The organism is Gilliamella sp. A7 (genome assembly GCF_002142015.1).
GTDB lineage: Bacteria > Pseudomonadota > Gammaproteobacteria > Enterobacterales > Orbaceae > Gilliamella > Gilliamella apis_A.
This window is the reverse complement of record NZ_NASN01000112.1, coordinates 1-1,026: the sequence shown is the minus strand read 5'-3', so window position 1 is coordinate 1,026 and position 1,026 is coordinate 1. Positions and strand designations below refer to the sequence as shown.

The following is a 1,026-nucleotide window of genomic DNA, read 5'->3' as shown; positions in this document are numbered from 1 at the left end:
AATTATGCTAGTAAATAAACTTAAAGCTAGCAAATTATGGCCAATTAGGCTATCGCATATTTAAGTGAATGGAATTGAGAATGAATAATAAAGTGAAACAATCAAAGTTCAAAATATTATTGGTAATTAGCATTATTATGGCGATTGGTAGTTATTTTTTATATTTTCATCATTTATTTAAGCAAGACAGAGACTTTGGTTTTGTTGATACAGAAAATATAACCATGGACTACACTATTTATCCTTCAACCATTCCTGAAAACCAATTATTACGTATAAAAGAAGCTAAAGAACTATATAGTCGAGCATTCGACGATCAAGTATTTTATACTGTCCAAGCCCCTGATGAGTTAGTAAAATTTATCAAACATGCTTGGCAGTGGGATAAAAATGCAATGCCCTATTATTATGATCTTCTTCATTGGCATGACTTATATGATGAAAATGTTAGAGAAGACGGTTATATATCATTTACTGAATTTATGAAAAAATATCGCGATCAGTTAGTTGATGACACTGGCAAACCATTAGTTGAACCGGTGGTATTTAAAAATCGGGATATGAAGAGTTATTTATGGAATAAATTCGCTGATTTAAAATACCCAAAATTTGCTTACGAAAAGGGGTGGAAATTTAGTCCATGTAAAGGCAATAATAATGGGGAATATCTTCCATGCACTGATGAACAATTAAAAGAGAGTATTAAATATTTCACTTATGCTTTAGAAGGTGGTTATCACTGTTATGAGGATTTAACAGCACGAATGCTGTTTCAACAGGGCGATCATTATAAAAATAAAAATTTTAAAAAAATTAATAAATTAACCGAATATCGTAAATCATTAACGCCAGAAGATTTAAAACTGGCAATTGATTATACCGAAATAATGGCTGAGCACAGCTCAATTATTGGTATATTAAGGGTCACTGAAGCCTATTTATATGGTTTAGGGCGTGAGCAAGATCTCGTAAAAGCCTATGCATGGACACTATTAAGTGATTATGCAAAACAAACAATCATTGAGA

1 protein-coding gene is annotated in these 1,026 nt (G+C 31.3%); it reads left to right on the top strand.

Features of this window, described 5'->3' with window-relative positions:
• Positions 1 to 80: 80 nt before the first annotated feature.
• The coding region (locus tag B6D18_RS12370; protein WP_144064009.1) for a hypothetical protein at positions 81 to 1,026 on the top strand (946 nt) is incomplete at its 3' end.